This is a genomic window from Phormidium sp. FACHB-1136, from assembly GCF_014697375.1.
Classification (GTDB): domain Bacteria; phylum Cyanobacteriota; class Cyanobacteriia; order Phormidesmidales; family Phormidesmidaceae; genus Nodosilinea.
This window is the reverse complement of sequence record NZ_JACJRS010000065.1, coordinates 1-24,494: the sequence shown is the minus strand read 5'-3', so window position 1 is coordinate 24,494 and position 24,494 is coordinate 1. Positions and strand designations below refer to the sequence as shown.

At 57.5% G+C, this 24,494-nt stretch carries 19 protein-coding genes; 8 read left to right on the top strand and 11 right to left on the bottom strand.

Translation table 11 applies throughout. From position 1 onward, the window contains the following. Positions 1-71 precede the first annotated feature (71 nt). The 4 genes from H6G62_RS17785 to adhE form a co-directional block, all read right to left on the bottom strand. Positions 72-665 (bottom strand): GNAT family N-acetyltransferase, encoded by a 594-nt coding sequence (locus tag H6G62_RS17785; protein ID WP_190497558.1) that lies wholly within the window; start codon positions 663-665, stop codon positions 72-74. Positions 666-674: 9 nt separating this feature from the next. Further along, positions 675-1,463 carry a PhzF family phenazine biosynthesis protein gene (locus H6G62_RS17780; RefSeq protein ID WP_190497556.1) on the bottom strand — a complete coding sequence of 263 codons (789 nt, stop codon included), beginning with the start codon at positions 1,461-1,463 and terminating at the stop codon, positions 675-677. A gap of 320 nt (positions 1,464-1,783) precedes the next feature. Beyond that, complete coding sequence (gene lysS / locus H6G62_RS17775) at positions 1,784-3,340, bottom strand: lysine--tRNA ligase (protein WP_190497553.1); 1,557 nt, start codon at positions 3,338-3,340, stop codon at positions 1,784-1,786. 373 nt (positions 3,341-3,713) lie between these two features. Beyond that, positions 3,714-6,353, bottom strand: a complete 2,640-nt coding sequence (gene adhE / locus H6G62_RS17770) for a bifunctional acetaldehyde-CoA/alcohol dehydrogenase (protein ID WP_190497551.1) — start codon at positions 6,351-6,353, stop codon at positions 3,714-3,716. Between the two features lie 572 nt (positions 6,354-6,925). On the opposite strand from adhE, the gene H6G62_RS17765 reads away from it, so the two are divergent. Beyond that, the gene (locus tag H6G62_RS17765) at positions 6,926-7,462 is read left to right on the top strand and encodes a hypothetical protein (RefSeq protein ID WP_199325087.1); all 537 of its coding nucleotides are present in this window, start codon (positions 6,926-6,928) and stop codon (positions 7,460-7,462) included. A gap of 124 nt (positions 7,463-7,586) precedes the next feature. Beyond that, the gene (locus tag H6G62_RS17760) at positions 7,587-8,522 is read left to right on the top strand and encodes an isoaspartyl peptidase/L-asparaginase (RefSeq protein WP_190497549.1); all 936 of its coding nucleotides are present in this window, start codon (positions 7,587-7,589) and stop codon (positions 8,520-8,522) included. A gap of 135 nt (positions 8,523-8,657) precedes the next feature. On the opposite strand, the gene kaiC is transcribed toward H6G62_RS17760, so the two are convergent. From kaiC to H6G62_RS17745, 3 genes are all read right to left on the bottom strand, one after another. Beyond that, positions 8,658-10,211: a circadian clock protein KaiC gene (kaiC, locus tag H6G62_RS17755; RefSeq protein WP_190497547.1), complete on the bottom strand. Its 1,554-nt coding sequence runs from the start codon at positions 10,209-10,211 to the stop codon at positions 8,658-8,660. An 84-nt stretch (positions 10,212-10,295) separates the two neighbouring features. Continuing rightward, positions 10,296-10,610 (bottom strand): circadian clock protein KaiB, encoded by a 315-nt coding sequence (gene kaiB / locus H6G62_RS17750; protein WP_190497545.1) that lies wholly within the window; start codon positions 10,608-10,610, stop codon positions 10,296-10,298. Between the two features lie 131 nt (positions 10,611-10,741). Then, the gene (locus tag H6G62_RS17745) at positions 10,742-11,647 is read right to left on the bottom strand and encodes a circadian clock protein KaiA (RefSeq protein ID WP_242052148.1); all 906 of its coding nucleotides are present in this window, start codon (positions 11,645-11,647) and stop codon (positions 10,742-10,744) included. 280 nt (positions 11,648-11,927) lie between these two features. Here H6G62_RS17745 and H6G62_RS17740 point away from each other — a divergent pair, with 280 nt between their 5' ends. From H6G62_RS17740 to H6G62_RS17720, 5 genes are all read left to right on the top strand, one after another. Further along, a complete protein-coding gene (locus tag H6G62_RS17740) occupies positions 11,928-13,835 on the top strand; it encodes a histidine kinase dimerization/phospho-acceptor domain-containing protein (RefSeq protein WP_190497544.1) in 1,908 nt (635 codons plus the stop codon). Positions 13,836-13,953: 118 nt separating this feature from the next. Continuing rightward, positions 13,954-17,619 (top strand): EAL domain-containing protein, encoded by a 3,666-nt coding sequence (locus tag H6G62_RS17735; protein ID WP_190497543.1) that lies wholly within the window; start codon positions 13,954-13,956, stop codon positions 17,617-17,619. Between the two features lie 151 nt (positions 17,620-17,770). Then, positions 17,771-18,238: a hypothetical protein gene (locus tag H6G62_RS17730; protein ID WP_190497542.1), complete on the top strand. Its 468-nt coding sequence runs from the start codon at positions 17,771-17,773 to the stop codon at positions 18,236-18,238. 408 nt (positions 18,239-18,646) lie between these two features. After that, positions 18,647-18,817, top strand: coding sequence for a hypothetical protein (locus tag H6G62_RS17725; RefSeq protein WP_190497540.1), 171 nt, complete (start codon positions 18,647-18,649; stop codon positions 18,815-18,817). Between the two features lie 500 nt (positions 18,818-19,317). Continuing rightward, positions 19,318-19,659, top strand: a complete 342-nt coding sequence (locus H6G62_RS17720) for a helix-turn-helix domain-containing protein (protein WP_242052149.1) — start codon at positions 19,318-19,320, stop codon at positions 19,657-19,659. Positions 19,660-19,776: 117 nt separating this feature from the next. Here H6G62_RS17720 and H6G62_RS17715 read toward each other — a convergent pair whose 3' ends face one another. The 3 genes from H6G62_RS17715 to H6G62_RS17705 form a co-directional block, all read right to left on the bottom strand. Further along, entirely contained in the window at positions 19,777-20,031 is a 255-nt protein-coding gene (locus H6G62_RS17715) for a DUF4327 family protein (protein WP_190497535.1), read from the bottom strand. Positions 20,032-20,335: 304 nt separating this feature from the next. Further along, positions 20,336-21,403 carry a potassium channel protein gene (locus H6G62_RS17710; RefSeq protein ID WP_242052147.1) on the bottom strand — a complete coding sequence of 356 codons (1,068 nt, stop codon included), beginning with the start codon at positions 21,401-21,403 and terminating at the stop codon, positions 20,336-20,338. A 182-nt stretch (positions 21,404-21,585) separates the two neighbouring features. Then, positions 21,586-22,629: an aromatic ring-hydroxylating dioxygenase subunit alpha gene (locus H6G62_RS17705; protein ID WP_190497533.1), complete on the bottom strand. Its 1,044-nt coding sequence runs from the start codon at positions 22,627-22,629 to the stop codon at positions 21,586-21,588. 512 nt (positions 22,630-23,141) lie between these two features. Between H6G62_RS17705 and H6G62_RS17700 the strand changes: the two genes are divergently transcribed. Further along, positions 23,142-24,131 (top strand): M48 family metallopeptidase, encoded by a 990-nt coding sequence (locus H6G62_RS17700; protein ID WP_190497531.1) that lies wholly within the window; start codon positions 23,142-23,144, stop codon positions 24,129-24,131. A 46-nt stretch (positions 24,132-24,177) separates the two neighbouring features. Here H6G62_RS17700 and H6G62_RS17695 read toward each other — a convergent pair. After that, a partial coding sequence (locus H6G62_RS17695) for a transposase (RefSeq protein WP_190492465.1) occupies positions 24,178-24,494 on the bottom strand: 317 nt, incomplete at its 5' end.

Sequence of the window (24,494 nt, the reverse complement as noted above, 5' to 3'; positions counted from 1 at the left end):
TGTTTTCCTAGGGGTGACACCGCCTAAAGGGTTAATTTTTGTAGGGTTTTGGCGATTTTTCCCGGTGTTTTCTAGGTATTTTGCCCATTCCCCAGGGGCGCACCGCTGTTCGGCCAGGGGCCGGGGGGCTGGAGCGGCAGAGGCTTCACCGTCGTTTCAGTATGGTAGAGCGTGAACCCACGGGCTTCGTAGTTGCGGTAGGCGGCGGGACCATCCAGGCTACAGGTATGCACCCACACCCGTTGAGTTGCGCCCATGCCCCAAGCTTCCCGCACCCCTACCGTCAGCAAATAGCCGCCCAACCCTTGCCCAATGAACGGCGGCAACAGGCCAAAGTAGGCGATTTCGACATTGCCCTTGGCCTGACTTTCCAACTCCACATAACCCGCTGGGACGCCCTCGCTCCAGGCTGTCCAGATTTCCACCTCAGGCCGTTCTAAATGACGCTGCCAGTCGGCATAGCTCCAGGGCAGGCGATCACACCAGTACCACGGCCCACCCACAGCGGTATAGAGAAACCGCCCAAACTCAGGGCAGGGAATCTCCATCCGCTGAATGGATAGATCATAGGGCTCGAAACGCTTGGGCCGTAGGGCATCCGGGCTGAGCATCTCAAAGTACCAGGTGGTCACCGAAGTAGGGACGGAGGCAGATCGTTTGGCCATGACACTACCTTAGTACAGCAATTCGCCTCGCAGTACCGTGACGGCCTGCCCCCGCAGCACCACTCGATCTCCACGATCCTCTACCTGCAACACGCCCCCACGGGCCGAGGCTTGGTAGGCCAGAAAGGTGGTTTTGCCGAGTTTTTCTCTCCAGTAGGGGCTGAGGCCGCAGTGAGCCGACCCAGTGACGGGGTCTTCATTGATGCCCAACGCAGGGGCAAAAAAGCGCGAGACAACATCGTAGGGTGCCTCCCCTCGGCTGGTGACGATCACGCCATGTACCGGGAATTTCCCCAGGGCCGCAAAGTCTGGCTGCAAATCCCGTACCGTCGCCGCCTGGGCGAGTTCTACCAGATAGCCCAGGGCATTTTCCACCACCGCCACTGGAGTTGCGCCTAGGGCATTGGCCAATCCTTCGGGCGTTTGGATGGGCTGGGATGGATCGGCAGGAAAATTCAGTTCAATCCAATCTCCTTGGCGCTGGGCAGTCAACAGGCCACTACGGGTATAGAACCGAGCCTCCTGATCCGACGCAAGATGGCCCTCACTCCACAGGGTATGGGCGCTGGCCAGGGTGGCATGGCCGCACAGATCCACCTCCACCGTAGGCGTAAACCAGCGCAGCCGAAAGCCATCTCCCTCCGGCAGCAGAAAGGCCGTTTCTGAGAGGTTCATCTCCTGGGCCACCCGCTGCATCCAGGTGTCCGGCTGGGCTTCAGAGAGCACACACACCGCCGCCGGATTGCCGCCGTAGGGCTTGTCCGTAAAGGCATCCACTTGTACGAGAGGAATTCCCATCGGTCTTCTGTCCTTAAAGGTTAATCCATGGCATAGAGCCAATCGGTCACAAACACGCTCTTTGAATGCGATCTGCCCTCACCCTAAATCCCTCTTCCACCTGGGCTATCGCTTATCGATAAGTCTCTATCCCGCGTTGTTCCGAGCGTTGATCCCCCCTAGCCCTCCTTACAAAGGGGGGAACCGGACTCAAAGTCCCCTTTGTTAAGAGGGATTTAGGGGGATCCTCCAGGGATAACGGCATGGGAATAAGGTGTGTATGAGCAGTAGCCTGCCTGGAGGAGGGGCTGGGGGTGAGGGCTACTAAAAATCGACAACGCCTATTCCGCCGCCGCGTCTTCGCCCTTCTCCGGTTTCAGCAGGGGGAAGGCAATCACATCGCGGATGCTGGCGCTGTCGGTGAGTAGCATCACCAGACGGTCGATGCCGATGCCTTCGCCACAGGTGGGGGGCATCCCGTGTTCTAGGGCGGTGAGGAAATCTTCGTCCACCCCAGTGGCTTCCACATCTCCGGCGGCTTTGCGGGCGGCTTGGAGTTCAAAGCGGTGGCGCTGGTCGATGGGGTCGGTCAACTCCGAGAAGCCGTTGGCGGTTTCCCGTCCGGCCACAAATAGCTCGAACCGTTCCACCACACCGGGTTTGCTGCGGTGGGGCTTGGAGAGGGGTGAAATTTCGACGGGATGGTCGATCAAAAACGTTGGCTGAATCAAGGTTTCTTCGATTTTTTGCTCAAACACCTCGTTCAGCAGTTTGCCGATGGAATCGCAGTCCTCGACCCCGTGCAGGTTGAGGGATTTCACCGCCGCCTTGGCTGCGTCGAGGGTCGTGAAGGTATGGAAATCCACCCCCGTGTGTTCCTGCACCAAATCGTGCATGGAAATCCGCTTCCAGGGCGGTGTCAGGTCAATGTCTACGCCTTGGTAGGTGATCTGAGTTGTCCCCAAAATGTCCTTAGCCAGGGTCGCCACCAAGTCCTCGGTGAGATCCATAAAGTCGTGGTAGTCGGCGTAGGCTTGGTAGAATTCCACGCTGGTAAATTCGGGGTTGTGGCGGGTCGAAACGCCCTCGTTGCGGAAGATGCGGCCAATTTCAAACACCTTTTCAAAGCCGCCCACCACCAGGCGCTTCAGGTGCAGTTCCGTGGCAATGCGGAGGTACAGATCCATCTCCAGGGTGTTGTGGTAGGTGATGAAGGGTCGCGCCTCGGCTCCTCCGGCTTCGCTTTGCAGCACCGGGGTTTCAATTTCCAAAAAGCCCCGATCTTCTAAATAGCGACGAATGCCCGTGGTAATTAGCGCCCGCTTACGGAAGGTGTCGCGCACGGTGGGATTCACGATCAAATCCACGTAGCGCTGACGGTAGCGCTTGGCCACATCGGTCAACCCGTGCCACTTGTCCGGCAAGGGCAGCAGGGCTTTGGTCAGCATGGCGTAGCGCTGCACTTTGATAGAAAGCTCGCCCTTGTCCGTGCGCTTGATGGTGCCCGTGACGCCGATGATGTCGCCCACATCGGTGAGTTGCTTCAGGTGGTCGAAGGCTTTCTCGTCCTCGGCCCCCATGTGGTCTTGGATGGTGGTTTTGTCGAGGTAAAGCTGAATCGTACCCGATTCGTCCTGCAAGCCAAAGAAGGCCAGCTTGCCAAACACCCGCCGCGCCAAAATTCGCCCCGCAATGGAGACCATATCCGCCACCTCTTCCCCAGCGGCCAAATCGGCATACTTCTCCTGAAGCTGGGCGGTCTGGTGGGTGACATCCCAACGGTAGGCAAAGGGATTTTGACCCACCTGCTTCAGGTCGTCCACCTTTTGCAGACGGGCGGCACGGATTTCTTCAAGGCTGGAGGCGCTTTGGCCAGAACGGTTGGCGTCGGAGGACATGGTTGGCGATGACAAGGGTAGGGATGAGCAGGATGGCGGAATTCACAGACCTTGATTATAGGCAACCTTGGCCCCTCTCCTTGTTCCATCCTGCCTACGAGCCAGGGCAAACGCATCCTCATACTAAATCCGGCTCGCTGCCCCCCCGGCATCAGTGGGCGAGGAAACCTCGTCCCTGCCATTTTCTGGGCGGGGAATCGGGGTTCTCCAATTTGGACTTCGTATCGTTGGGTGAACGAACGTTCCGCACGATGACTATCCGGTGGTAATTCTGGATGGGCCAGGAAATACCACCACTGATGGGCCTGATCGCGGAGAGGGGGCAGCAACAAGCCCCCGTCATACCCAACGTTGGAAGGAAGCTGGTTGGCGGCTAGAGGGTGGCTTCCACCTCCTGGGCAACGGGTTGGGGAATCGTGGCTTCAACTTGAATGCCGCGATAGGCCGCTGTATAGAGATCCTTGAGGTCTGAAATCAGCGGATAGCGGGGGTTGGCGGGGGTGCATTGGTCGTCGAAGGCTTGGTCGGCGATGCCCTCTAGGTGGGCAAAGAAGGTGTGTTCATCCTCGTTGATCACCTCGCGGATGGCGGTGGGGATGTTCACCTTGCGCTTCAGGTCTTCGATGGCCGCAATCAGGAGTTCCACTTTTTCCTCATCGGTGCTGCCGCCTAGGTGCAGGTGGTCGGCAATGCGGGCGTAGCGCCACTTAGCATTGGGATATTTGTACTGCGGGAAGATGGCCTGCTTAAAGGGCACATCGGTGGCGTTGTAGCGGATGACGTGGGAGATCATCAGCGCGTTGGCTAGCCCGTGGGGAACGTGGAAGGTAGCCCCCAGTTGGTGTGCCATGGAATGACAAATGCCCAAAAAGGCATTGGCAAAGGCCATTCCGGCCATAGTGGCGGCGTAGTGGACTTTTTCGCGGGCCTTGGGGTCGTTAGCTCCGTTTTCGTAGGCGCTGGGCAGGTATTTCATTAGCAGCCGAATTGCCTCCAACGCTAGGCCATTGGTGTATTCCGAGGCGTAGACCGAGACGTAGGATTCTAGCGCGTGGGTGAGGGCATCGATGCCGCCGTAGGCCGTCAGCCCCTTGGGCAGGTTCAGCACCAGTTCCGGATCCACGATGGCCATGTTGGGCGTCAGGGAATAATCCGCCAGGGGGTACTTAATCCCGGTGCGCTCGTCCGTCACCACGGCAAAGGGCGTCACTTCAGAACCCGTGCCTGAGGTGGTGGGGATCGCCACCATCATGGCCTTTTGCCCCAGTTCTGGCAGATCGTAGACCCGCTTGCGGATGTCCATAAACCGAGTGGATAGCCCCTCAAACTCAATTTCGGGGTGTTCGTACATCATCCACATCACCTTGGCCGCATCCATGGGCGACCCGCCGCCAAAGGCGATGATCACATCGGGGTTAAAGGTGTTCATCACCGCGAGGCCGCGCTGCACCGTGGCCAAGGAAGGATCCGGTTCCACGTTGTAGAAAATGTCGTACTTGAGGCCAACGTCTTCTAGGACTTCTTCGAGTCCCTTGGTCATGCCCAGGTCGTAGAGGGGTTTGTCGGTAACGATGAAGGCTCGCTGCTTACCCGCCAACTCCCGCAGGGCCACGGGCAGACAACCGTACTTGAAGTAGACCTTGGGCGGCACCCGGAACCACAGCATATTTTCCCGCCGCTCGCTGATGGTCTTGATGTTGAGGACGTGCTGCACCCCCACGTTTTCGCTGACGGAGTTGCCGCCCCAGGTGCCACAGCCCAGGGTCAACGATGGATCCAGACGGAAGTTGAACAGGTCGCCAATCGCCCCCTGGGAAGCGGGGGTGTTAATCAGCACACGGGCGGTTTCTACCTTGTGCTCAAACTGCCGAATGTGGGCTTGGTTGTCGGGGGCGGTGTAGAGCACGGCGGTGTGGCCCCGTCCGCCAAAGCTAATCAGGGATTGGGCCTTGTCTACGGCTTCAGCGAAATCCTTGGCCCGATACATGGCCAGAATGGGGGAGAGCTTCTCAAAGGCGAAGGGTTCTTCGGTGCCGATGGTCTCCACCTCACCGATGATTACCCGTGCCGTGGGGGGAATGGTGATGCCCGCCAGTTCCGCCAGTTTTTGGACGGGTTGGCCCACAATCGCGCCGTTCAAGTGGCCGTCTTTGAGGATAATCTGCCGGAATTTATCCAGTTCTTCGGGGTTCAGCAGATAGGCCCCCCGGTCAGCAAATTCCTGGCGCACGGTGTCGTAGACTGCATCTTCCACCACCACCGACTGTTCGCTGGCGCAGATCATGCCGTTGTCGAAGGTTTTGCTAAGCAGAATGGAGGATACCGCCATTTTCAGGTGGGCGGTGGCGTCGATCACTGCCGGAGTGTTGCCCGCCCCCACGCCCAAGGAGGGATTGCCCGACGAGTAGGCCGCCCGCACCATGCCGGGGCCACCCGTGGCCAAAATCAGGCTGATATCCCGGTGCTGCATCAGGGCTTGGGAGAGGGGCACTGTGGGTTCGTCAATCCAGCCGATGATGTCTGCTGGGGCACCCGCCGCCACCGCTGCATCCAGCACCACCTTGGCCGCTGCAATGGTGCAACCCTTGGCCCTAGGGTGGGGGGAAAAGATAATACCGTTGCGGGTTTTTAGCGCCAGCAGGGCTTTGAAGATGGCCGTCGAAGTGGGGTTCGTCGTCGGCACAATCCCCGCCAGCAGCCCCACGGGTTCGGCAATTTTCTGCATCCCGAAGGACTTGTCTTCCTCCAGCACGCCGCAGGTTTTTTCGTCCTTGTACTTGTTGTAGATGGATTCCGAGGCGAAGTGATTCTTGATCACCTTGTCCTCCACCACCCCCATGCCCGTTTCCGCCACCGCCGCCTTAGCCAGGGGAATGCGGGCCATATTGGCCGCCAAAGCCGCCTGCTTAAAGATATGGTCTACCTGAGACTGAGTAAATTCGGCGTATTGTTGCTGGGCTGTTTTCACGCGGGCAATCAACGCTTCCAGTTCTTCGAGATTGGTGATTGACATAGCAAAATCCTGGAGAGAGCAGCAAAAAACGTTACCTTGTCAAATCGTCGCCATCATCAAACTAGTGGATACCAGCTATCGGACAGGCGCTATCGGACATCAAGCCACGAAACCCCCAGGGTATGAAATTCGCCAATGCACCCTCGCGGCGGTGGCCAAGGCCGCTAGGGGGGACATCCGTCAACGGTGCATCGGTCACAGAGACATCGAATCGAGGCGGCGGATCAACTTTCCCAACCGCCTCCCTTGCATCCTAGAAGCGACTACCCTGGAACCGCTGGTTTCGGCCACCTTTTCTTAACGTTTTAGACCCACCTGCCACCGGAAACCCCCACTATTCCATGACTGTAATGGCACGCCAGCCAGCCCCATGTTGCCAAAAGATTCAGTTCTGGATTGGTCTTAGGGATGGTCTAACGCGAGTGAGATTAAGCAACCGTTACGCCTCTGGGTCGCCGTTAATAATTATCTTGTCCTGTAAACTTCTTGACAAATACCCTACGGATCCTCGGCAGGATGGCGAGAATAGGCTTATACCCCCCGCTTCATTTTTAATGGTGGAGGTCGTAACCATGGTTAATACTAAGTTGCATCGTTTTTTGGGCTATGGATTCCTCTCCCTAGGGCTGATCGCAGCGGCCAGCCTGAGCATCCAAAAACCGCTCAATTCCCAGTCCTGCGAAGTCTATATGGGGCAGGCCGTCACCGGGGCTAGCGTGAATGTGGATCGGTGTTCCATTCGCCAAGTTAGTGACCGAAGCATAGACTTTACCTACTATCTAGGACAAATGAGCATCCAAGCTCAGGCCCATTGTCGAGAAAATTCCTGGACAACGTTCCATGATGGCGTGACCCATCGGCCCCAGTCCACCGCAACTCAAAATATGCTGAATTTTGTCTGTGATGGCTATGCAGGCGGTGGAGGAATGACGAACTCAGCCTTGGTTTTTAATCCTCCCTCCAATGTGCGCACCGCCCCCAATGGGCCAATTCTCTGCACCATTCGCACCCAACGCCGGATTAATCTCTATGGCAGCGACGGCGCTTGGTTTTATACCGATGCCTGCGGCAGTATGGGGATGATTCACAATAGCCAAATTCGATTTTAAGCCCCTGGTTCATGGGTTGTCGGTGATGCACCCACCAGAACATTGGCTATGGGCGCAGTCCCAATGACGCCTCCCGTCCGCCCTACAATGGGGAGACTGGGCTAGAAACGGAGGGATGTCTGCCATGGGGCCAAAGGTGATTATCCACGGTGGCGCAGGGAGTGCCCTGCATGATCAAGGGGGGCTGGCGGCGGTGCGCCAAGAGTTGCACGCCATTGTGGATCAAATCTACCAACGGGCCAAGGGAGGCCATCGAGCGGTGGACTGCGTGGTCTACGGCTGTCAGCTTTTGGAGGATGCCCCTCGGTTTAATGCGGGCTATGGGTCGGTGTTGCAATCCGATGGCCAGGTGCGGATGAGTGCGGCCCTGATGGATGGCCAAATCCAACGGCTGAGCGGAGTGATCAATGTGTCGCGGGTGGCCCATCCCATCGACCTAGCGGCCCATTTGCAGGGGGCGGAGGATCGGGTGTTGTCCGATGTGGGGTCGATGGAACTGGCGCGGGAGTTGGCCCTGCCGCTGTTTGACCCGATCACCGACCTGCGTCTGCGGGAGTGGATGCAGGAACGGGCCAATCACTTTCAGCGGGCCATGGCGGGCGTGGTGGCGGAACCCGATCCCCAGGCTCGGCGGGGCACCATTGGCGTGGTAGTGCGAGATAGGGACGGTCGTTTGGCCGTGGGCACCTCCACCGGAGGCAAGGGGCTAGAGCGGATTGGGCGAGTCAGCGATGCGGCCACTCCCGCTGGCACCTACGCCACCCCCCAAGCCGCCGTAAGCTGTACAGGCATTGGGGAAGACATTATCGACGAATGTTTCGCCGCCCGTGTGGTGATTCGCATTAGCGATGGCATGGCCCCAGAAACGGCCCTGGCCAAATCCTTTGCCGAAGCCACCGCCAACCAGCGCGACTTTGGGGCCATCGGCCTCACCCAAGGGGGCGATATTCTCTGGGGCAAAACCAGCGATGTTCTGCTTGCCGCCTACCACACCGGGGAGACCCTAGGCGACACCCTCGACCAACCCCACGGCACCCAAATGGGCCGCATTGCCGCCTAGCGCCCACGGCTAAGGAAGGAATCGGCGTCAAAGTCCCCCTTCCCAAGGGGGATTTAGGGGGATCTCCCAGGCCGTGGTGAATCGATCCGTGTGGGGTAGGGGCGGTAGGTTGGGATGGGCGCGGAGACCCCGCCTCTACTCGCTGTCGCCCTGAACGCCCTGGACAATGCGGGATAGTTCGCTCTTTTCGTCCACAGCGATGCGGGTGGGGGAACCGCTGATGATCCGTTCTAGGTTGCGGAAGGAGTCCTTGATGTCGGGGCCGTGGCTGCTGATGGTGTATTCCCGGATACCCTTGTCGTGCCAGGAACCGCGCATTTTGAAGACGTTGATGGCGCGGGACATTTCGCCGCGCACCTCCACGTATTGCAGCATCAAAATCGTGTCGGTGATGGTGGAGATGTGGGATTCGGTGATGGAGTGCAGCCCCATGAATTGCTCGGTGGTATTGGTGAAGAATCCAGTGATTTCTTCCTGTTTGGCAAAGCCCGTCACCCCGATCACAAACTGCCGGAAGGAGTTGTTGCTCACGCCGCGATCCAGGGCCGAAAGGGAATCAATGGCCATGCGGGCGGGCTTGAACTCGGAAATCTCGGTTTTGATGATTTGCAGATGGTCTTCGAGGCCAGCGGATTCCGGGTAGGCACAGATGATTTTCAGCAAGCCCTGCTGCTCCATGGCTTCAAAGTCGATGCCCCAGGAGTAGGCGTTGCGGGAAAGCTGGGCGCGGGATTCTTCGTAGGCAAACAGGATCGCCCGCTCTCCGGCCTTGCAGCCATCGACGAGGAACTTGCTGACCAGCAGGGTTTTGCCCGTACCCGTGGCCCCGGTGGCCAGGATGATGGAATCCTTGAAGAAGCCGCCGCCGCACATTTCGTCCAGGGTGGGCACACCGGAGGACACCCTCGCATTGGAGGATCGCTGGGTCAAACGCATCGCTCCTAGGGGGAAAATGTTGATACCGTCGTTGGTGATGGTGAAGGGATATTCGCCCTTCATGTGGGTGGTGCCGCGCAGCTTGAGGATTTCCATGGTGCGGCGGCGGCGTTCCCCTTCTAGGGCGTTGCGCACGATCACCACGTTATCCGACACAAATTCTTCTACGCCAAAACGGGCGACGGGGCCGTATTCGTCTAGACGCTCGGTGGTCATCACCGTGGTTACGCCCATCAGTTTGAGGCGGGCCACCAACCGGAAAATTTCCCGCCGCACCACGGAGGCGGCATCGTACTGCTGGAACACCGCTGTTACCGAGTCGATGGAGACGCGCTTGGCCTTGTATTTGCGGATAGCGTACTGAATCCGCTCGATCAGGGCCGAGAGGTCAAAATTCCCCACCACATCCTGGCCTTCCGGGTCGGGGGAGGCATCGAGAATAAACAGCTTGCCGTCGTTCACCAGCTTTTGCAGATCCCAGCCGAAGCTGTAGGCGTTTTGAACGATGTCCTCCGGTGATTCCTCGAAGGTGACGAATACCCCCGGCTCGTCAAAATAGGTAATGCCGTTGTAGATGAACTGCACCGCAAACAGCGTTTTCCCCGTCCCGGAGGTGCCGCTGACCAAGGTAGACCGCCCCATCGGCAGACCACCATGGCTGATGTCGTCAAAACCTTCGATCATGGTGCGGGTTTTGCGCACCCCCAAGGGCAGGGTGGAGGAGGGCAAATCGGGTTGAGCGTTGTCAGTCATGGGGATGGTGTGCGGCGGGCATGGTGCAGTAACAAGGAACAGAGACAGACGTGGTTACCGAGCATTTAGCATACCGTGATCTGACTAGCTATACATATCATCCTCTCGGAGTTCGTCATAGAGCAGATCCAGCCCAATTAAAACCCGCTCCCGATCCGACAGGTCGCCAATGATTTTGCGTACCGGGGGCGGCAGAATTTTGGAGAGGGTGGGGGTGGCGAGGATCTTGTCTTCCTCGGCGAGCTGAGGGTTTTTCAGCACGTCAATCACCTTGAGCGCGTAGACCCCCTGGAACTCCTCTTCTAGGATGTTGTTAAGGGTTTTGAGCGCCCGAATGGAGTTGGGGGTGTTCCCCGCCACGTAGAGCTTGAGGATGTAGGTTTTTTTGACGGCACTCATGGGCATATGCTCTGCAAAGATGGAAGCTAGAACGACCTAGATTCAAAACGGAAACGATTATATCGACTGAACTGGCCTTCTTCTCACAAAAACACCTTAAGTCAGGTTGCTAGTGCTGGCGTCGGTGATGGCTAAGGCTCCCTAGGAATGGAACGACGGTACATTTCACAGAGATGGGCGATCACATCGATCAGGGTGAGGCGGTAGTCCAGCAAAATTTCCTCGCTGCGTCCCTCCAGCTTAAGCTGCTTAGAGAACTCGTCCATCAAATCCATGTGCATTTCCACAATCAGCGATACCGAGATGTCGGCCATGAAGGCTTGATCCACGAAGGCATCGATGTTTTGGTTCAGCTTGGCATCGTTGGAGAAGTACCCCAGCACAATCTTGCGATAGTCGATTTTGAGCTGGTTGAGAAGGGTCTCACGGTCAACCTGACTCATATTGCGTAGGAAGTATTCGGGATTGCGTTTGTAGTAAACGCCAAGGTAGCCCAGGCGGGCTTTGAGCTTGTCGGTGAGGCGATCCTGTTGGGCGCTCAGCAGTTCGGGCGTTGGCACAGCCGCTTCGGTTTCGGCGGTGGTTTCGGTGGCTTCAGCGGTTTCGGCGGTGGATTCTGGGGCCACGGGCAGGGCACAGGCGTCGGCGGGCAGGGCCAAAAACTGCTGAATGGCTTGGCGAATGGAATTTTCTAGTTGATCAAGATAGTTACTGGGCAGGGTGACTACTGCCCCGTGGTAAATGTCTTTCCAGGGCAGATGGGCCGCGCCATGGCCGGGGGTTGCCCCGGCGGGGGTCACCGCCACCACGGGTAGCAACACTCCAGCCTCCGCCAAGGAAGGGAGCCAATGTTCTAGCAGAGCATCTTCGGTGACGAGGCAATCAATTTGGTCGCCCCGATCCCGCAACTGCACTAGACTTTCCTCGACCGTGGTGCCCAGACACACGACAAACCGATCTGGGGGTAGGAGTTGCCCAGCCTCGGCCAGCGACTCCCTAGACCGAGCAAGAACGTATATCTGTAAAGGTGCAACCAAAGTAGCTAATCTGCTAAAAGAACGCTAAGGCCCGAATCTTCGACCATCGCCGATTGGCTGTCAGAACATTATCCAAGAGCCCGGTTAGGTATCAAATGTTTATATTTGTTAATTGTAAGGGCTGGTCGCCAGAATGCTGCCCCTCAGCCCGAACTTGCTGCCTTGATGCGGTGGGGGAAAGGGGGGCGGTGGCTTCTAGATCCCTCAAGGCTGGGGAAGGCTAAGGATGTCATCGTCGCCCCCGTCCTGGCCCCGATCCATCTCATCCACGACAGGTCTATTGCCGTGGATAATTCCCATTCCCAGCTATGGGCCTACGACTACCCTCCAAACCGTGGTGGCGGATTTGGGCCAGCATCCCCCCTCGCCCTGGCCCAGCTACATCATTGTGGTAGACGACCAGCACCATCCCCAGGGCTGTCTGTCCCTTGGCCTGCTGTGGGCACGTCAGCAGGGGCAGATGGGCGATACCCCCGCCGTTTCTATCCAGGATTGTCTGCCCTGGCTGGAACCCGTGGTAATTTTGGTGACCCAAACCGCCCCCACCGAACTGAGCAGCCTAGTGCCCCGGCCTGCGCCCCCCTGCTGGGTGGTGGTGGATGGCCAAGGTCAGTATTTAGGGGTGGTCAATGTGGCGGAGTTGGTCGCCCAAGGGCAACTGAGTCCCGATCTGGATGCGGTGGATTTAAACCCGGCCCCACCTCGCTTGGCCACTGCTTCGGTGCAGGAACAGCAGTGGGTGATGGCCATTAGCCATGCTCTCAAAACGCCGCTGACCTCCCTGCTGGGGCTGTCTACCTTGCTCTTAGACCATCGGGTTGGCCCCCTGAATGATCGTCAGTCTCGCTATGCGGGCTTGATGCGGCGGGCCATTCGCAAACTCATTCGCTTAGTGAACCAACTGGTGGACTGGATGCGTCTAGAGGCAGGGCAGATGGAGCTAGATGCGGCTCCCCTCGATCTCAAGGCGTTGACGGAAACGTTGTTGCCCACCTTTCTCACCAGTTGGCTCCCGGATGCCACCGCCCCACCGCCCTGGATGGCCACCTTTCGCTGCCACTTGCCCCCGCAACTCCCGGCGCTGAGGGCGGATCGCCTACGCCTTCAGCAGAGTCTCTACGGCGTTTTGGGCTACCTGTTGCACCGGGGAGTCACGCCCCAAACCCTCACCCTAGACCCCTGGGGAGCCTGGGTGGGCCTCACCCTGCGAGCGCCCCTAACGGAGGCCGCCCCGCCCACCTCTCGGCCTTGGACGGTGTCCCTGGGGGCCGAGGTGGATGGGATGGAGACCCTGGGGCTGGCCCTGGCCCGTCGGCTATGCCAGCAACAGGGCGGTGACTTGGTCGGCTTTTGCTCGCCGTGGGATGGCTATCAAATCACCCTGCTCCTGCCCTTGTCGCAGACCCCAGACGAGCCAGAAAAACTTCTGCTCCTAGTGAGTGCTGCCGGGGAAGCCTTAGTGCAGACCCAGGCCCAGCTTGCCAATAGAGAGGCCAGGTTGCTGCTGGCCACCCACTGGGATGAGGCGGTGGATTTGGTGCAGCGGTTGGCTCCAGCTTTGGTGTTGCTGGATGCCGCCTCCCTGGATAACATCCCCGCCGATCCGCGAGTGGCCCTCGCTCAACTAGCCCCCCCAACCTTGCAGGTGATCGACAGCCTGGAGTCCCTAGACGCAGCCCTTGCGGTGGAACAGGATCCGGATCGAACCCTGAATCGAGACCTGGATCGTGGTCAAGGGGGGGCACCGGATCAGGCTCCGGCGATGGCCACCACCACTGTGGGCACCACCACCCCGCCAGCCCCGCTGACGCTGCTCGTTTTGGCCTACCGAGGCCAGTTCGCCCCAGCCAAAACCCGCGCCCCCCTGGCTACCCCCTGGCAAACGGCCCTGCAACGCCAACGCTGCCAGTTGGTGCAGGCGGATGATTTACCCCAGGCACGGACGCTGTGTCGGGTGTGGCAGCCCCAGGCCATTGTGTTGGTGGAGGGCCAGGGCTTTGCCCCAGAGGATTGGGACTGGGTGGATCGGTGTCCTGAACTGATGCAGCGGCCTTGGATTGCCCTAACCCCCCTCGCCACAGCCTATCCACCCCGTTTGACCCTGATGGATGGGGCCAAGCTGCTGGCCTGCCCCCCTACGGAGGGTGTGGTAAGCCTGATACAAATGGTGCTAGCGACCCAGGGGTAAGATAAAACCAGTGGCCGATGGTAGGTTCACACTAACTACCCTAGCCCCGACGGCTTGCCTGCTTTCTTCTCCCAGTCCCCTGAGATATCCCCCTCGCCCCTGGGAATAGTAAAATCAGATGTTCGATTTTGAAATCTCGCACCAAGATTCTGTGGGTAGTCACGGCAAGTTCAGCCCCCAAGGAACTGGGTATCAACGGTGGGTGAACAGTCTACCGGGCATTGTCTTTCAATCGGCTAGCGATTCCCACTGGACAATGCAGTACCTCAGTGCGGGATGTGAAGCGATTACAGGCTATTCGGCCCAGGAATTGCTGAGTGGCGAGAACGGCATCAGCTATACCCAAATTACCCACCCCGAGGATCTACCCGCTGTGCTGGAAACCATTCGGCAGCGGGTTAACGCCGGACAGCCCTACGAGGTGGAATATCGGTTGTTGACCCGCCAAGGGGAGGAAAAGTGGGTTTGGGAAAAGGGCAGCGCCATGCTCGATGGCGAGGGCCAAGTGGTGGGCCTGGAGGGGTTTATCACCGATATCACCCCCCTGAAGCAGTCGGAGGCGGCACTGCGCACCATCGAGCAAACCCTAAGATCGCGGGAAGCCTTTTTGCAACTGGTGCTCGACAGCATCCCCCAGCCCGTGTTTTGGAAGGATCGCCACAGTCGCTTCCTGGGCTGCAACCGGGCCTTTGCAGCGGTAATGGGGATCTCTGCCCCCCAGGCCATTGTGGGCAAAACCGACGCTGATCTATCGGCCCTCAGCCCCGAAGATGTCGCCTACTACCAGGCTTGCGACCAACTGGTGATGGATCGCAACCAGCCCGATCTCCGTTCCCTAGAACCCCAACGCTACGCCAACGGTCAGCGGCGCTGGATTGACTGTAGTCGCCTGCCCATGCACAACGACGCGGGTGAGGTCATTGGTCTGCTAGCCATTTTTGCCGACATCACCGATCAAGTCCTGGCCCACCAGGCCCTCAAAACCCGTGAGGCTTACCTATCTACGATCTCCGCGCTGCAACGCCAACTGCTGTCTTGGCGGTGGGACTGGGCCGATCCCAACCTGATGGAGGTCTTTGCCACCCTAGGAAAAATCTCCGGGGCCAGTCGGGTCTATTGCTACGAGCTATTCCAGGGCGAGGCGGATGCGCTATGGCTGCGTCAGCGGTTTGAATGGTCGGCCCCCGGCATTCCTGGCACCATCAACATCCCGGCCTACCAGGTGATGCCCGTGCTGCCCCTGTTTGAAACCTGGTATCACCAACTCGCCCAGGGGCAGGCCATCAACCTCACCCAGGATCAATTCTCGGAAATGCAGTACCAGGCGCTTGCCCTGCCCCCTAGCCAGGTCAAGTCGCTACTGCTGCTGCCCTTGATGATTCAGGGCCAGTTGCAGGGGGTGATGGGCTTTAGCCAATGTGTGACCGCCCAGGTGTGGGGGCAAGCCGAGGTGGATTTGCTCCAGGTGGTCACCGCCGACATTGCCCTGGCCCTAGAGCGGCAACAGGCCGAAGCGGCGCTGCGGGAGGCAGAGGCCAAGTATCGCAGCATGTTTGAAAATGCCGTGGAGGGCATCTTTCAGAGCAACCCGGAGGGGCAATACCTGACGGCCAACCCCATGCTGGCCCAGCTCTATGGCTACGACTCGGTGGAAGAGTTGATGGCCCGCCTCACCAACATTGATCACCAGCTTTATGTCGATCCCCAGCGTCGCCAGGAATTTATCCAGGCGATGGACGCCACCGGGGCGGTGATTGGCTTTGAGTCGGAGGTGTACCGCAAGGATGGCCAGGTGATTTGGATTTCTGAATCCGCCAGGGCCATCTACGACGCCCAGGGTCAGATTATCGGCTACGAAGGCACCGTAGAAGACGTTACCGAGCGCAAACGGGGCGAGACCGAACTATTGCGGCGGGATCAGCTCTTGCAGGGGGTGGCCCAGGCCAGCCATCGCCTCCTGGCGGCCACCCAACTGGATGCCGTCATCCCTGAAGTATTAGCCATTTTGGGGGAAGCCGCCAACACCGACCGAGCCTACATCTACGATCACCATCCTCAGTCGCAAACCGGGGCCATGGCCATGAGTATGCGCTACGAATGGACGCGACCGGGCATTGCCCCCACCATTACCCAAGCCCACTGGCAGGATCAGGCCTACGAAACCCTGGGGGTGCAGCGTTGGTACGAGGCGTTTTTGGCCAATCAACCCGTTGGTGGTTTAGTGCGCCACTTCCCCTCCCACGAGCAAGAACTGCTGAGCCGCGACGACATTCTTTCCATTTTGATGGTGCCCATTTTCATCGACCAAGACCTGTGGGGCTACATTGGCTTCGACGCCTGCCGCAGCGAGTGGGAATGGAGCACCAGCGATGAGTCTATCCTGGTTGCCGTGGCGGCTAGCCTCGGTGGCCTGCTAAAGCGCCAACAAACCGAGCAGGAAATGTACTATCAGGCCTACCACGATACCCTCACGGGCCTGCCCAACCGCACCTTTTTTAACCAACACCTGCCCGAAGCCCTGGATCACGCCCGCAACAGCGACCAAATGCTGGCGGTGGTGTTTCTTGATCTAGATCGATTCAAAACCATCAACGACACCCTCAGCCACGCCGTGGGCGATCTCCTGTTGCAGCAGGTGACCCAGCGCATCGCCAAAAGCCTGCGGGCGGGGGATATTGTCTCCCGCTGGGGCGGGGATGAGTTTACCCTGATTTTGCCCAATATCACCAGCCCCGAAGACTGCGCTAAGGTGGCCCAGCGCATTGCCCAGCAGTTGACCGAGCCTTTTCTGCTCAACGGCCACGAGCTTTACATCACCACCAGTATTGGTATCGCCCTCTACCCCCACGACGGCCAGGAGATGAGCGTGCTGCTGCAAAACGCCGATGCCGCCATGTATCGCGCCAAGGAACGGGGCCGCAACACCTACCAGTTCTATACCCAATCCCTCAGTACCGAGGTGAGCCAGCGGCTTCAGCTAGAGAGCTACCTGCACCATGCCCTCGCCCGCCAGGAATTGCTGCTGCACTACCAGCCCCAGGTGGATCTGGCCACGGGTCAAGTCATTCAAATGGAAGCCCTGCTGCGCTGGCATCACCCCAAACTGGGCCTGGTCAGCCCCCCCTCCTTTATTCCCCTAGCCGAGGAAACTGGACTGATTCTTCCCATTGGCGAATGGGTGTTGCGCACCGCCTGCGCCCAGGCCGTCACCTGGCAGCGGCAGATGGGATGTCCCATCCGCATGGCCGTTAACCTTTCGGCCCGCCAGCTCCAAGATCCGACTCTGGTCAGCCTGGTGGCGGCCATCTTGAAGGAAACGGGGATCTCCCCCCAGGATCTAGAACTCGAAATTACCGAAACCGTGGCCATGACCGATGTTCAGTCCTCCATTCGGCGGCTCCTGTCCCTGCAACATCTGGGGGTGCGCATTTCCATGGATGACTTTGGCACCGGGTATTCCTGCCTTAGCTACCTGAAGCACATCCCCCTCAATGGCCTCAAAATAGACCGCGCCTTTGTGAAGGATTTGCCCAATACCGCCGCTGACCAAGCCATGGTGCAGGCCATTACGGCCATGGCTCAGGGGTTGGGCATCAGCGTGGTGGCCGAGGGGGTAGAAACCCTAGAGCAAATGACCTACCTGCGCCAATACCACTGCTTTGCCATGCAGGGATATCTATTGGGCAAGCCCCTCCCTGCCCACCTGGCCCGCCATTACTTAACCCATCGTTACGATTACCTCCACCCCGACTCGCCCCGATCCTGCGCCCCATCGGCATCCTAGCCCGATGTCTAGCCCTAGGCTGAGGGTTTCCCCAGATCGCCCTACCCTCCTCTCAGTGAAGAATTATTGAGGTAGCACAAGTTACACGGCTTTCCTTGGGAACATTGAAGAATGTAGAGGCCAGGGTTGCGAACGCGCCCTATAACATCCCATGAACAATGCACTCCTTGAGGCTATTCAAAAATCCGATGGTCGCTACCTGAACGACCAAGAACTGCGCCCCTTTAGCGAGATTGCCGAAGCGTTTCAAGCCCGCATTGCCGCCTACCTATACATCCGAGACCACAGCAAGGAACTGGTGATTAATGCCCTGCGGCGGCTGATTCAGACCCCCCATCGGCAGGTGGTGCAAGAGCATGGAGCCCAGTGTCAGCGGGATATGATGTACACCCTGGAATACATCGCCAAGGGGCTGCTGCTACGCGACGAAGATGGCTTCATGGAAGAATACCTGGTGTGGATGCAGAACATTCTCCGTGCCTTCCACCGCCAAGATGCCTGCGTGGTGGCCTATAAGCTGTTGAAGGAAGAAGTGCGCACCGCCATGCCCGCCGACCAAGGCAATATGGTCGTCCTCTACCTAGAAAAACTGATCGAAGCCCTGGATACGGGTATCTAGCCCTGTATCAAATACAACCCGTTGTCACCCTTCCAGGCCCACCGCAAGCGGCCCACCCCTAGGACAAACAACGGCGTCACAGCATGGGATCGCAGGATTACATCGAAAAGCCTCCCCTTGGGAGGCTTTTTGCATCGTGGCGCTTGGTGCTGTCCATGGGTGCCCCCCGTGCAAACTTATGTAGGGAAATCCCCCAAAATCCTAACCACCGCCTACAGTAAAGCCATGCCCCTAGGATTGTGGTGACTGCGTGTCCATCGCCCCAACCCAGATCCTAAGGATTGTTGGCCCATGGACGACACCTGCGAAGCCTCTCAGCCTCACGCTTAGGATTTGTCCCGGCATTTAGGGCCAGCCCCCGCCCGTTCCCCCTCCACAACAGGTCAGGTCACCATGGGAAAATCTCGCATGAGTTCTCGCCAACAATCCTACGAAGCGGATTTGATTAATCGCCTTTCGGATAATCACCAGATCAACCAAGCCCAAAAGCGCATGACGGTTTGGGGCACCAGGGATCGGAACGTCATCGACCAACATCTCAGTTCTCGCACAAAGAATCGACTGCGAAATAGTTACTAGAAACCTGCTTTTGGCTTCTTCTCAGATCCCTCACCCCCAGCCCCTCTCCCTGTGGGAGAGGGGATCTAGCAAGGGGCAAAGTCCCTCTTCCCCATGGGGGAGGGATTTAGGCTGAGGGCTCAAGGGCGTGGGGCCGCTAGGCTTATCCCGAACTCAGGTTTTGCCATCGCCAATAGACCGTTTCATACGAAATCCGGCTCGTTTATCCCCAGTATCATCAGTGGGCGAGGAGACCTCGCCCCTAGGGTTTGACGGGTTGGGAATCGAGTTTTTCTAATTCGGATTGGGTATCAAACCTCATCATCAGCCCCAAAAAGGTCTATTTTCGCGTGTTAAGAAAAACTTAAGATCTGATCATCTGCAACGAGAATAACCGCCAACGATAAAATAATCTTCCACAATGGAAAACGACATCCTCACTAGGAGCGATGCCGATGCCCTCCTCCGTTAACGTTGCCCCCGCCCGATCCACCCGCGATGGCGCTGTCAATCATGGCCAAATGCATTGCCCCATTCACTATGTGCTGTCCTACATTGGCAATAAGTGGGCCATTCTCATTTTGCGAGAACTCTTCCAGGGCAATCGGCGCACCAATGAATTTTTAGCGGCCCTTCCCGGCATTAGCACTAAAACGCTCACGGCCCGCCTGCGCGAGCTAGAGCACCATGGATTGGTGACCCGCACCGTTTTTCCAGAGGTGCCACCTCGGGTGGAATATGCCCTCACCGCCAAGGGTCGGGAAATTCAGCCGATTATGACCGCCCTGAGCCAGGTTGGCCAACAGTGGATGGTACAGCGCCCTACCGACATTACCCCATCGCCCTATGGAACGAGGCCGTAGGGCGGTGGCGGCGTCAGTAGTGGCGGGGGCAATTGATCCTTTTGCCCGCTCGGTTTAAGCCCGATCTACAGGTTAAGCACAATCTACAGGTCGGGCCTAGGGGCTGCGGCGTTGGGCTTAGTCTTCGCTCCAGGTTTCGCAGGTGAGCAGATCGCCAATGCAGTCGCGCAGGAGGTAGTCGTACTGTTCAAGTTCCGATTCGATCAGAGGCCATTCGCGAGCTGCAATGTAGCCGCAGAGGGTGAAGATGGGCTGATGACGACTGACGAGGCCACTTTCAATCAGTTGGCGGGCTTCGTCGCGGATCATCTCGATGGTGTAGTGTTTCGCTGCGATTGTCGGTAATGCCGTCCTCAGGGATGTGGTGATCATGGGTACAGCCTCAAATGTTAGGTCAAGAATCGCCATGGGGAAGGGGCAAAGTATTCTGGGGAAATGTCCTGAGAATATATGCCTAAACCCATATTCATGGTCGCCTTAATTCAGCCGGGAAATCAGGCTTTGCATCGTATCCTCACCTTTGTTTACAGGGATGGATACAAAAATTTGTATTCTGCAATACCGAGTCCGAATGAGACACCCCCGGTTCTTCGCCCCACAAACCGTAGGGACGCGGTCTCCTCGCCCGCTGGTAGCGAGGGCAAACCAGCCGGATTTGGCCTAAGCCTTGGGGGGACTAAGCCCTGAGGGGGCTGAGAATGTGGCTGAGGCGGCGCAGTTGCTCGGTAGCCCCCATACTGATCACCAAATCCCCCGGACAGAGCAGAGTATCGGCGCTGGGGCCAATGATCAGGTGGTTATCGGCGCGGCGAATGGCCAGGATCAGCGCCCCGGATTTTTTGCCCAGTTGGGCCTCGCCCAGGGAGCAACCGATGATTGGGCAGGTGGTGGGGGTGAGCAAAAATTCCTCCACGTAGACCGTGCGGTCGGATCCGGTGAGGATGCCATCGATGAAATCCACTACCTGGGGCCGCAGGGCCGCCGCCGCCATCCGCTTGCCGCCGCTAATGTAGGGCGACACCACCACATCCGCCCCGCCCCGCTCCATCTTTTGGATGGCCTCTTCGCTGCTGGCGCGGGCAATGGTGCGAATGGTGGGGGCCAGGGTCTTGGCCGACAGCACCGTATACAAGTTTTCGGCATCGGAGGGCAGGGCCGTCACTAAACAACGCGCCCGCTCAATGCCCACTTGCAGGAGCACTTGGTCTTCGGTAGCATCGCCCTGAAAGGTGAGGTAGTCAAAGCTTTGGGCCAACTGAAGCGATCCATCATCGGAATCAACCACAATAAACGGCACCTTTTCCGCCGCAAACTCCGCCGCAATTTGTCGCCCGGTGCGGCCAAAGCCGCAAATAATGTAGTGGCCAGTGAGGGATTCCATATACTTCCGTCGTTTGTGTAGCCGCAGCCCCGCCTGTAAATATCCCTGCACAATGGATTCTGTGAAGCTATTCAGGATGTAGGCAATCACGCCCGCCCCGGTCAGCAGAAACACCATGGTAAACAGCCGCCCCCTGGCCGTTAGTGGATTGGTTTCGCCAAAGCCCACGGTGGTAAGGGTAATCACCGACATATAGACGGCATCAATCCACGTCCAGCCCTCCACATATCTGTACCAAAGCGCCCCGGTAAACAGAATTAAAACCAGGGCCGCCAGCCCCCGCGTTAGGTGACGGCGAGATCGCCGATAGTTGTCTTCCATCGCCCGCTCAGCATAGCGAAGATGTTTGGTGCGATTGGCCATGGACTCCTGCGCAGGGAAGCGGATGAAAGGCTACGCCGCCTAAATTGTAAGGGTGAATCTGTACGGGGGAATCCTAGCGATGCAAGTTCGCCCACCCTCCAGGAAGCAAGCTACATCCCCCACCCTGGGCTACTGCTTATACATAAGTCTCTATTTTGCTGGGTTCCTAGCGTTGATCCCCCCTAGGAACCCAGCGGAGCAGAGACCTGTGTGTGATCGGTAGTTCCCACGGGGAAAGGGGCTTTAATCAATGCGGCTAGTTGGCGACGCATGACAATTCCAGGCTGATCCGAGGGCATATGTTGCTCTACGGTCACATCCACGGGGGTGTCGTAGTCGGTGGATTCCAGCACTCGCTTGTCTTCATCTACCACCTGGCGGTCAAAGGCGATGATAGATTCAGCACTGGCGTCGGCCTCGGTGTCGTTGCGAACGCAGAACTGCACAATTTGGGAGGTGCCATCGCTGATCGGGGTGGCGGCGGTAAAAATTAGGTGTAGCAACCCGTTGGGATAGGTAATCTTCAACGTGCGGCTAAAGGGCACATACCAGGTCGATTCCACCTCCCGCACCGTGAGGCTATCGGGAATGTTGAGGATTTGCTGCTGGATGGGCGGGTTCACCACGGGCACGGTGGCGTAAACCTTGAGACCGAGTTCCTGGGGCACAATCTCCGATTTGGCAGGCTTGGGTTGCTCTGTCACCCCAAAGGATTCGGCATGGACGATGCTGAAATGGGCATTGTCGAAGGAATTTTCCATTACCCGCAGGCCGCTACAGTGCCAGGGTTCGTAGAACTGGGGAATCAGGCGATTAGCGGGATCCTCCGCTTCAGGAATTTCCGGCAGGGGCCGCAGCGGATCGTTGGACAAACACACCCACACATAGCCGTAGCGCTCCTGGCACAGGTAGGACGGCACCCGATAGGTTTTGGGAATGGCGGCACCGGGGTCAAGCTGGGGGACGTTGGTGCAGATGCCCTCGCGGTCATATGCCCAGCCGTGGTACGGACAGCGCACACCACCGTTTTGCACCATCCCCATCGAGAGCTTGGCGGAACGGTGGCAGCAGCGATCCCGCAGGGCGGCGGGTTGGCCGTCTGCCGTCAGCCACAGCACCAAGGGCTGACCTAGCAAGGTAAACGCCTGGGGGCCAGTGGCCAACTCCGCCATCGGCAAAACGGGATACCAAAAGCGCTGAAAAACCGGGTGTTGAGTGACAAGCATAGTGGTCTTCAAAGAACGACAGCATCAACAGGCTGCGACAATGCCTTAGCACAGTGTCCGTATCTTCAGGTCATGGTGCAAGCTTCTTGCAGCGAGACCTTAGGTATTGTAAGTAATACTTCGGACAATATTTTGGACAGCTACCCTTGGGTACCTCGATTAATTACCTTGTTGCGAACTTGAAGAGCCTGCAACTCCTGAAATCTCGTAGCTACTCCCACGGAGATTTGGATTTTTCGAGGTGCCCTCTTGCCATCTCACAAAACTTTATCTAAGCTTGGGAGACATCCGCATTATTACGGAGTGAATAAAAAGACTCTCGGCGGGTTGAGAACGTTTGGGGACTGTCAAAAATTGTAAGCTACATCACAGAATTGGTTTCTGCGGTGCAGTTTTTCATTGGTCTGTCAGGTCACAGATGGCCTTTCTAGCGTGAAATTCAACTTTGGAGAACATTCATAATGAAGCTCGTATTCAAATCTAAGCTGGTAGCCATATGTTTGGCGACTGGCTTGGCGGCTACTTTTACAGCGCTTGATCAAAAATCCACCCGTGCAGCCGAATTTTCGGCCATGCCTGCGGTGGGAAGCGGCCTAAAAAATAGCAGCGACGCTTTTTTTAATGAAGCCCGTCAAAATCTTCCCGATGATTTTTACACCCTATATCGCATTGTTGAGCGGCTGGCCCGTGCCAACGGCTTAGATGAACGTCCTTGGCGAGTTCGGATTAGTAATGCCTACGAAGTAAACGCCTATGCCTCTGAGCTAAACGCCCTAACTTTTATGGCCGGACTGCTCGATCAACTCCATGGCGATAATGCTGCCTTGGCCTGTGTTGTTGGCCATGAAATGGCGCACCATACCCGAGGCCATATCCCCATCATGGTAGAAGTGGAGTCTGTAGTTCAGCAGCTTTTGGCCGAGGCTGAAGCAGAGGCCGTTGCTGAAATTCAGGAGGCCCGTCAGCGACAATCAAGCAACCGAGCGGCGGTAGGCCTGCTGGGGCAGGTGCTGGGAACCGTCATTGGTGGCTCTGCTGGAGGAGCGGTTAGCAGCACAACTACCAGCGTTTTGGGCAGCTTAAGTGATGCTGAGCGTCAGCAAGCTGAGGCGCGGGCTGCTCAAATTTATGAGCAAAAAGTTGCTGATCTAACCAGTGAATATTCCGCCATTCTCCAGGGCCATGAATATGAGTCGGACGAGTATGGCTTTAAGTACATGGTACGGGCTGGTTTTGATCCCCAGGGTTGCTTGAGGGTGATGAATACGCTCTCTCAAAATGAGCACAGTCGCCTTCCTAGCTTTTCTCATCCGAGGACGTCAGATCGCATCCAAAAACTCAATGCCCTCAACACCCAAGCTACGGTGAATACACTGGTATCTGAGGGTCGGGCTAATCTTAGTCGCACTCCGCAACCCCTGGGCTATGCCCTATCGAGGGACGGTGTTTCCCTGCGGGTGGAGTCTCGTTTTGGCAGCAGCGGTTCTGGCTTTCCTGAGTAGGGTTTTACTCTGCTACCCCAAAGGATGTGGTTAAGCTGATATGCATTTAAATTGCATTGATTGTGTTTCCTTTATTTTTGATCTTGCGATCCCAGTTGATGACAAGCTGCCCTTCGTTCAATAGGTTATGAACAAGCGCTTCTAAATCCTCAATCGACTCAAATAGACGATTGGCAATGAATTCCTTTGCAGAGTGCCAAACTAACTCGATTAAATTATAGTCCGGACTGTAGGGTGGCAGAAATTCTAAAACAATGTTGGGCATCTCCTTCGCTATCTTCTCTAGAATCTCTGCCTTTTTATGAATACTTGCATTGTCTAAAATGATAAGAATCTTAGGGCCATCCTGCTCAAAGTCTTCAA